Here is a 6,696-nt window from a genome sequence, read left to right as displayed (position 1 = left end):
GCGCGGCTTTGCGATATCGTTCGAGAGACCGGCGCCAAGACGATCCACTATCTCTATGACTTCGGCGACAGCTGGGATCACGTGATCAAGCTCGAAAAATGGTTCGACAACACCACGACGGAGGGCATGCCCTTCCTGCTCGAGGCTGCCGGTCGTTGTCCTCCGGAAGACGTCGGTGGTGCGCCAGGCTATGCCGAATACCTCGACGCCATCAGCGACCCTGCTCATCCGGAGCACGAAAATATGCGCCGCTGGGGCCCGGAGCGGTTCGATCCCAACGTGATCGACCGGAAGGCCCTCGAGGCCGCCGTCAACGCGTTGTCCGACACATGGAAACCGCGGCGACGCGCCACGCGAACAAAATAGACGTCAAGCGCGATTCAAAAGGGCCGCAGAGCTACGCTTACTATAGATGTTACGTTGTGGACAGTAGAGCAGATGCGAAGATGGCTGACGAGGAGCAACAGATGTCTCCAAGGATCCAGCTTTCGAGCGCTGAGCCACGTTGCCCGTCATGCGCCGCTGCCTTTCGCCGTCTTGCTCCTATTCTGGACGTCAAGAACGACAGGATGGTCCAGATATTCAGGTGCGATAATTGTCGCAACGAAGTCTGGGAGTAAGGCCGCTTCAATTGCCGGCCGCTTTCACGATCGCTAGCCGTTGGTTGCCCCACTCGAAGTCAGGCCTGCCGTCGGCACCGCGGTATCCGCGGTGGCGTTTCTGGCGAGGCATAACGCCATCGAAGCGCGGCGCTGGCGAGAGTGACATTGTCGATTAGTGGTAGCTACGAACGAGCGCGAGCCGCCGCTGATCGTGTTGTGGAAGACTAAAAAAGGCCCCAGAATGCTTTGAGTGGCTTTGAATGCCGCCGCCGCGGCAGGACCGCTGACTGCGACGATCACATACAGGAAGAGGCGAGACGGCCTTGGTCGAAGTCCGAGAACGGTCACAAGCCGCCGATCACGCTCACGACTGGCGGCAGCTCGACAACATTCGGCGCCAATAGGAATCGATAATTTGCGCACCGCCATCACTGCCGCTTTAGATCGCTGCATGATGGTTCACCCCGTCAAACACGAAATAGTGTCCGGCGCCGGCAGCTTTGAGGTGCGCCCCGCTTATGGTCGCCGCAGCGTCTATTTCTATTTGACGACCTTCCTTCGCGTCGGCTGCGTCCCGAGCAAGCGGTCCGCGAGGAAGCGCTCCATTGGGAAACGATGTTCGCGCGTATTATGCGTGGCCTGACAGAAGGCTGGTCCAAGGTAAGGTCCGCCAGCGTGAGTCGCTATTGCTAATGAATTGAGACTCAGTTCTCATTCCTATCATTGGGGCCAAAGGGGGCGATCGTGAACGGCGAAGCCGGATGCACGGTTTGTAGCCAAGCTCGACGGCTCAAAGCTATTTTTCTCGTAGTCAAAGGCTACGAGCTGAAGGTGTATGAATGCGTTAGCTGTGGCAGCGATCTGTGGCTAGTTGCCAGGGCGTCCAGATCATCAAAGCCCAAATTTCAGAGGGGAAGAACTCCTCAAGGCGCGCGGCTAAGGACCATCAATGCGGCGCTAAGAGGCGCTGCTCGTGCCGCAGCTGCTCCAAAGCTAAAAGGCCCGCCAGCATGAACCGGTGGGCCTTGGTGCTCCGTAGTGGAAAAAGGAAACGAATAAGGAGGTGGACCCTGCCCCAGTAAGGCTGCTGGTCGCTCGTTGCTGTCCACGCTGCCGGCGGTTCACCGGCGTTGATCAACCCTGCGTCCGAGGGAACCAAGCCTGGCTCTAAGGCCTTCCGATCGCGCTCGTCGTCATATTCGCGTCTGTTCATTGCGTTTTCGTCAGACCGGTCAAGGGGGGCTATCGGCTGGCCGACCAAATCGACAGCTCACTTACGCGCTCGGTAGTACCACGCGCTTGCCCAACGGCGTCGCTGGCCATGCGGGCTGACTCCTGCACCTGGCGGCTAATTTCCGCACTTGCATTCGGCTGCGGCGTGTGATCGGCGCCCCCTCGCAAACCTCAAAAGAACAAGCGGTCTTAGGCGGCTGTCGGCTGCTGCCTGGCGCACATCGAAATCAGCGCGAGGGCTTGCGTAGCCGGACACCCGCACCACCGCCATTCTCGTCGATGAATTCGACGCCTCCGATCTCCAGAGCCGAGCGGATTGCGTCGATCGTTCGCTCCTTTAGCTCGTCCCCGCGCTCGAACCTCGCCACGGTGTCAATCGCCACTTTAGCCTCAGAAGCAAGATCGCGAACGCTCCATCCTAGGGCCGCACGGGCCATTCGGCACTGTACCGGACGAATGGTCATTTATTTTTACTTATTTCAGTTGATTTTACTGATTTTGAGGGTATCATGTTTTTATTCTGATTTCGGATCAAGCTACGGAATTATCCACCATGGGCACGAGCTTTCGGATTCTACCTGATTCAGGCAATCGCAGCAGCTTCATAGGCGGATCCGACGCCCGGATCATCATGGGGAAAGATCGGGACCAGCTGGTCAGGCTCTGGCGCGAAAAGCGCGGAGAGGCTCTTCCGCTGGACCTCAGCAACGATCTGATCGTCCAACTCGGCAGCATCACCGAGCACCTCAATCGAAGGCTGTACGAGCGCGAGAGTGGCCACACCGTCCAAGGTGTCCAGCGGACGGTCCGACATCCGATCCACAAGTGGATGAGAGCTGACGTTGGCGGCCGTGTCCGGGATACGGGTGCGGTCTTCCATGCGAGCTTTTTGCCGTCCGGGCATTTCTCCGAGCCGGTATTGGCCGACCTCCACATGGCGCTGCTGCAACATTCCATGTGGGTCATGGCTGCACGGTCTGCCCTCCTGTCGATCATCACAGGCGACGGGAAGCGGATTCAAATGACCGTACCTGCCGATCCGCTCTATCAGCATCTCCTCCTGACGGCTGAGAAGAAGTTCTTACGATGCGTTCAGACAGGCGAGCCGCCCGCTCTTTTCGGGATTGAAGCCCCGCGACCAAGGCCAAATTCGATCAAAATCATCGACATGTCGGCCTCCGGACAATGGTCGAAATTTCCAGCCTCGCATTTTAGAAGCCGCGATGCACCCGGTGAGCTGGAGAACTCCCAGCAGCCGCGAAGATGATTGCATCGGGAGCGAGATGTCACCGCTTAGGCCTCACTCGTTCTCCATCGCGCGAGCTCAACTTCGACATCAACCAAAGTCAAACCATCATGCATCAGTCCAGTGACCACATCGACACCATAGCGGCCGCCGTTGCCCGCGCTCAGGCTGAATGGCTCGACCTGACAAAGACGTCAGATCTTACGATCCTCTCCTCGCTCGAGCGGGACAAGCACCTCCCAGCGCGCCAGGCGTCATTGGCCGCCGGCTTTGACATCGTGCGGAGAACACTCAGTCGGCAGGAGATTGCCGTCATTCAAGCCACCCGGACTGAGCAAGTGATGGGCGCCATGTACCTCAGGACCCTGCTTGCACATGTGTCTGGAGAATGGATCTCCTCTGACCTCCCAATCATCGTGGATTTCAAGACGCCGCACCAGATAGAACCGATACTCACGGGTGCACGTCACTACGCGCTTCTCAGCTTGGTCGGCTTCGTCGTCGAAGAGGACACGATAGGTCTGTCGGATGTGAACGCACAGGCACGGGCTTCTGCCGATCCGACAAAGCCTCAGAACACCAATTGTCGGCAGGAGGTCACCAGCCCTCCTCTCCCTCACCGCGATTGCGGCCAAGACCAGGTTCTTACCTTTCCCAAAGAGATCCCGCGAAAGAGAAGCAAAGCTCACCTCGCCTTCGTCCGCGGACAAAGCTGCCTCGTTTGTCAAAGATCGCCAGTTGATGCCCATCACCTAAAGTTTGCCCAGCCAAGCACGTTGGGACGAAAAGTCAGCGATGAATTCACCGTTCCACTGTGTCGCCATCACCACCAGGCTTTACACCGCTCCGGGAATGAGCGCGCATGGTGGACCAACCTGCAACTAGACCCTATGCCAGTCGCAAAGGAGCTATGGGCCACGAGCCCAGCGCATTCGGGCGTTGAGGAGACGTCGCCTGTTACTGCAACGGTCACGAGTGTGGAGGTTCAAAGACAATGAGCCGTTTTCCACGCAAGGAGCACAGCCGGCTCGTGAACCCACCTCCCCCAAATTCAATCCGATTCTTCCGTATTCGCGCCGGCCTCGCAAGAGCAGATCTGGGACGTAAACTCGGCGTGGCAGGAGAAACCATTCGAAAACTGGAGCAATGCGACACATGGCTCGACGCCGATCGCGCCGTGGAAATTGGTCGCATCCTGGGCGTACCTTACGAACTATTAGGCTTTAGCTACGCGTCCGATGCCTACGCTTGGGCGACCAAGGCGGTCCCGGTCGTGGGAGAGATCACAGCGAACGACCAAGTCAAATTTGCAAGAACTGATCGCATTGTCGCGGGCAGCGCGCATCTGCCTCAAGGCTGTGTCGCGCTTGAAATCAAAATCGGAAAAATGCGTGGCTGGAATCTGATCTACCAAGAAGCCGCGCAACTATCAATGTCCAGTGAGCTTCTGGCTCAACAAGGCAACCGCGAGAACTTCCTGGTGCATCTCGTCAATGGCACGACGTGGTGGAGACACGTGCTGCGAGCCCAGACAATCGGCTTACATCACCTTCAATCGCAATATGTCGATGTGATCACCGACGCGCGGATCGCGTGGGTTTCTGAAGTTCTGGGGTTCGAGCTCGCAAGATACCCTCTCCCGACGCCAGCTCAATTGAAGGAGAAAAACGAACCTCCTTCGGATAAATCAGCAGCTGTAGCCAGGTAATGCAATCGCAGTCACTTCTGCGCTCCAGCACAGCGCAACTTTCAAGCGCACCAATGAGTGACGATTTAGAATCGAAGAAAAACCGGGGCGCAACTTCACAAGCGCCAAACGAAGAGAAGACACTTCAGCCAGCGAGACCGAAACTAGGGAGCCGGCCAAATAATGCTCCGCCTCCGAATTCGGTTCGCTATTATCGCCTAAGGGCAGGTATGTCGCAGGCTCAACTCGGAAGCTTAATAGGCGTGAGTGGTGAAACGATCCGCCGGATCGAGAACCGTGACACTTGGCTGGATGAGGCGCTTGCTACCGAGATCGGAATGGCGCTCGACTTACCCAAAGAAGCTGTTGGTTTCAGCGATGCGCCGGACGGCTACACGTGGGCGGCCAAAGCTGTTCCCTTGGTTGGATCAGTCATCGCCGAGGATGAGGTTCGATATCGGAAAACTCGTCGTCGCGTTGCTGGCAGCCCCTCCTTGCCGCAAGACGCGGTTGCCCTCGTTATCCGGCAAGGAAAGATGAAAGGCTGGTTGCTCTTCCACAGAGGTGTCCAGGAGCCGATGAGTGACGGCGTGCTCCTGCGGCAGGGGCGAGCCGAAAAATTCATCGCATGTCTACAAAGTGGAAGGACGTGGTGGCGGAATATCAGCATAGGCGCAGAGAGAGATGTGTTCGATCTCATTTCGTCAGACTATCCTTCCATCAGGGACGTGAAAATCATTTGGGTAACCGAGGTTATAGGATTCGAGGTACCGCTTTTTGATCTTCCATCATGACTCTTACGGGAAAGAAAAAACAATTCGATGTGCTGCTACAGATCTACGCCAACGCAGCTCAAGACAAGTTCGAGACGATTGGAAACGGCTTCGACGAAACGAAGACATTATGGGACATTGCACAGGAGATGCTTGTCGTGACAGAGGATGAAGACAAGCCGAAAACGCTCAGGCTGGTAAGCGAAAACGCCGATCGCGACATCGAAATCCTTCATGCAAAACAGCAAGCGATGAGCCTTTTGGCCAAGCTTGCTGCAGCAGTGCTGCGAACGATCGCAGGAAGCCCATCGGCTGCACCTATCATGCCAATCGTTTGCAGGTTGATCAACGCTCAGGCTAGACTCGAGTCTTTGAGTGGATCTTTTCTAGGGCCCGACGAAGAGAAGCAAGCACTCAGTCTTCCACAAGTAGAGCCATCTCCGATAGAATCGGAGATTAGGTACCGAGAGTTTCAGTATGCGGTAGGCTTAGAGCAAATCGTGTACGGAGCACTTCGCCGGGCAGCGCACCAGGTGCTTAGGGAACGTGAGCATTTCGGCGGAAAGTACTCGACACTTGCCATTGAAGAGGGAATCAAGCTTGTTTTGAGGGCCACCTCAGGCCCCGGTCCGCAAAAGCCGAAACGCAAACGAGGCAAGCGAACTGTGCGGCTGTAGCGCTGTATTAGGCGCATGGAATAGCTCCACAAATGCCACATGGAAGCCGAGCCGCACAGCGAGGGTAGCGGCGCGAAGTCCTGTATCGGTATCGACTTCAGAAAGTGCTGCCAAGATCAAGCACTCGGGACCTGCGATGCCGAACGCACTGGTCCATGCCTTTCGTAGTTGATCGGCTTTATTGGACGCGACCACGACACACACTCTGCAAGGGAAATACGTGGTTGTTTAACACAAAGACCCCCGGCAGTTTCCTGCCGAGGGCCATTAGTTTGATCTGTCAGATCAGATCAGAAGGTACGCTGAGCGCGGAGCATCAGGGTCAGGGAGTTCTGATCCTTCAGCTCATACACTGCAACCGGCTTGGCAGCCGAGAGAACCGCGGTGTTCGCACCCGTGATCGTGCCCGAGTACTTCTGATCCAGACGCGACCAGCTCAGGTCAGCCGTGAACGCCAGGTTCTTGACCGGGGTCCAGA

General features: G+C 56.8%; 8 protein-coding genes. 6 read left to right on the top strand and 2 right to left on the bottom strand.

What is annotated here, in order from left to right:
* The coding region (locus JQ621_RS35140) for a plasmid pRiA4b ORF-3 family protein (protein ID WP_249125773.1) at nucleotides 1-366 on the top strand (366 nt) is incomplete at its 5' end.
* 1,696 nt (nucleotides 367-2,062) lie between these two features.
* Here JQ621_RS35140 and JQ621_RS35135 read toward each other — a convergent pair.
* Nucleotides 2,063-2,272 carry a helix-turn-helix domain-containing protein gene (locus tag JQ621_RS35135; protein WP_279686145.1) on the bottom strand — a complete coding sequence of 70 codons (210 nt, stop codon included), beginning with the start codon at nucleotides 2,270-2,272 and terminating at the stop codon, nucleotides 2,063-2,065.
* 116 nt (nucleotides 2,273-2,388) lie between these two features.
* On the opposite strand from JQ621_RS35135, the gene JQ621_RS35130 reads away from it, so the two are divergent.
* The 5 genes from JQ621_RS35130 to JQ621_RS35110 are packed head-to-tail and all read left to right on the top strand — an operon-like array spanning nucleotide 2,389 to nucleotide 6,218.
* Nucleotides 2,389-3,102 carry a YqaJ viral recombinase family protein gene (locus tag JQ621_RS35130; protein ID WP_212241780.1) on the top strand — a complete coding sequence of 238 codons (714 nt, stop codon included), beginning with the start codon at nucleotides 2,389-2,391 and terminating at the stop codon, nucleotides 3,100-3,102.
* Nucleotides 3,099-4,079, top strand: coding sequence for a DUF968 domain-containing protein (locus tag JQ621_RS35125; protein ID WP_212241779.1), 981 nt, complete (start codon nucleotides 3,099-3,101; stop codon nucleotides 4,077-4,079). The genes JQ621_RS35130 and JQ621_RS35125 overlap by 4 nt, the downstream gene beginning before the upstream one ends.
* Nucleotides 4,076-4,789: a helix-turn-helix transcriptional regulator gene (locus JQ621_RS35120; protein WP_212241778.1), complete on the top strand. Its 714-nt coding sequence runs from the start codon at nucleotides 4,076-4,078 to the stop codon at nucleotides 4,787-4,789. The genes JQ621_RS35125 and JQ621_RS35120 overlap by 4 nt, the downstream gene beginning before the upstream one ends.
* Nucleotides 4,789-5,562, top strand: a complete 774-nt coding sequence (locus JQ621_RS35115) for a helix-turn-helix transcriptional regulator (RefSeq protein ID WP_312015480.1) — start codon at nucleotides 4,789-4,791, stop codon at nucleotides 5,560-5,562. The genes JQ621_RS35120 and JQ621_RS35115 overlap by 1 nt, the downstream gene beginning before the upstream one ends.
* Nucleotides 5,559-6,218, top strand: a complete 660-nt coding sequence (locus JQ621_RS35110) for a hypothetical protein (protein WP_212241776.1) — start codon at nucleotides 5,559-5,561, stop codon at nucleotides 6,216-6,218. Before JQ621_RS35115 ends, JQ621_RS35110 begins: the two co-directional genes overlap by 4 nt.
* A gap of 290 nt (nucleotides 6,219-6,508) precedes the next feature.
* On the opposite strand, the gene JQ621_RS35105 is transcribed toward JQ621_RS35110, so the two are convergent.
* The coding region (locus tag JQ621_RS35105; RefSeq protein ID WP_212241774.1) for a porin at nucleotides 6,509-6,696 on the bottom strand (188 nt) is incomplete at its 5' end.

This window comes from Bradyrhizobium manausense (assembly GCF_018129685.1).
Classification (GTDB): domain Bacteria; phylum Pseudomonadota; class Alphaproteobacteria; order Rhizobiales; family Xanthobacteraceae; genus Bradyrhizobium; species Bradyrhizobium manausense_D.
The sequence above is the reverse complement of the archived record's forward strand: the minus strand, read 5'-3'. Positions and strand labels throughout refer to the sequence as shown.

What these genes read in the sequence shown, in the direction of transcription:
- JQ621_RS35135 (WP_279686145.1), bottom strand. Translation starts at nt 2,272, where the DNA reads ATGGCCCGTGCGGCCCTAGGATGGAGCGTTCGCGATCTTGCTTCTGAG.
- JQ621_RS35130 (WP_212241780.1), top strand. Translation starts at nt 2,389, where the DNA reads ATGGGCACGAGCTTTCGGATTCTACCTGATTCAGGCAATCGCAGCAGC.
- JQ621_RS35125 (WP_212241779.1), top strand. Translation starts at nt 3,099, where the DNA reads ATGATTGCATCGGGAGCGAGATGTCACCGCTTAGGCCTCACTCGTTCT.
- JQ621_RS35120 (WP_212241778.1), top strand. Translation starts at nt 4,076, where the DNA reads ATGAGCCGTTTTCCACGCAAGGAGCACAGCCGGCTCGTGAACCCACCT.
- JQ621_RS35115 (WP_312015480.1), top strand. Translation starts at nt 4,789, where the DNA reads ATGCAATCGCAGTCACTTCTGCGCTCCAGCACAGCGCAACTTTCAAGC.
- JQ621_RS35110 (WP_212241776.1), top strand. Translation starts at nt 5,559, where the DNA reads ATGACTCTTACGGGAAAGAAAAAACAATTCGATGTGCTGCTACAGATC.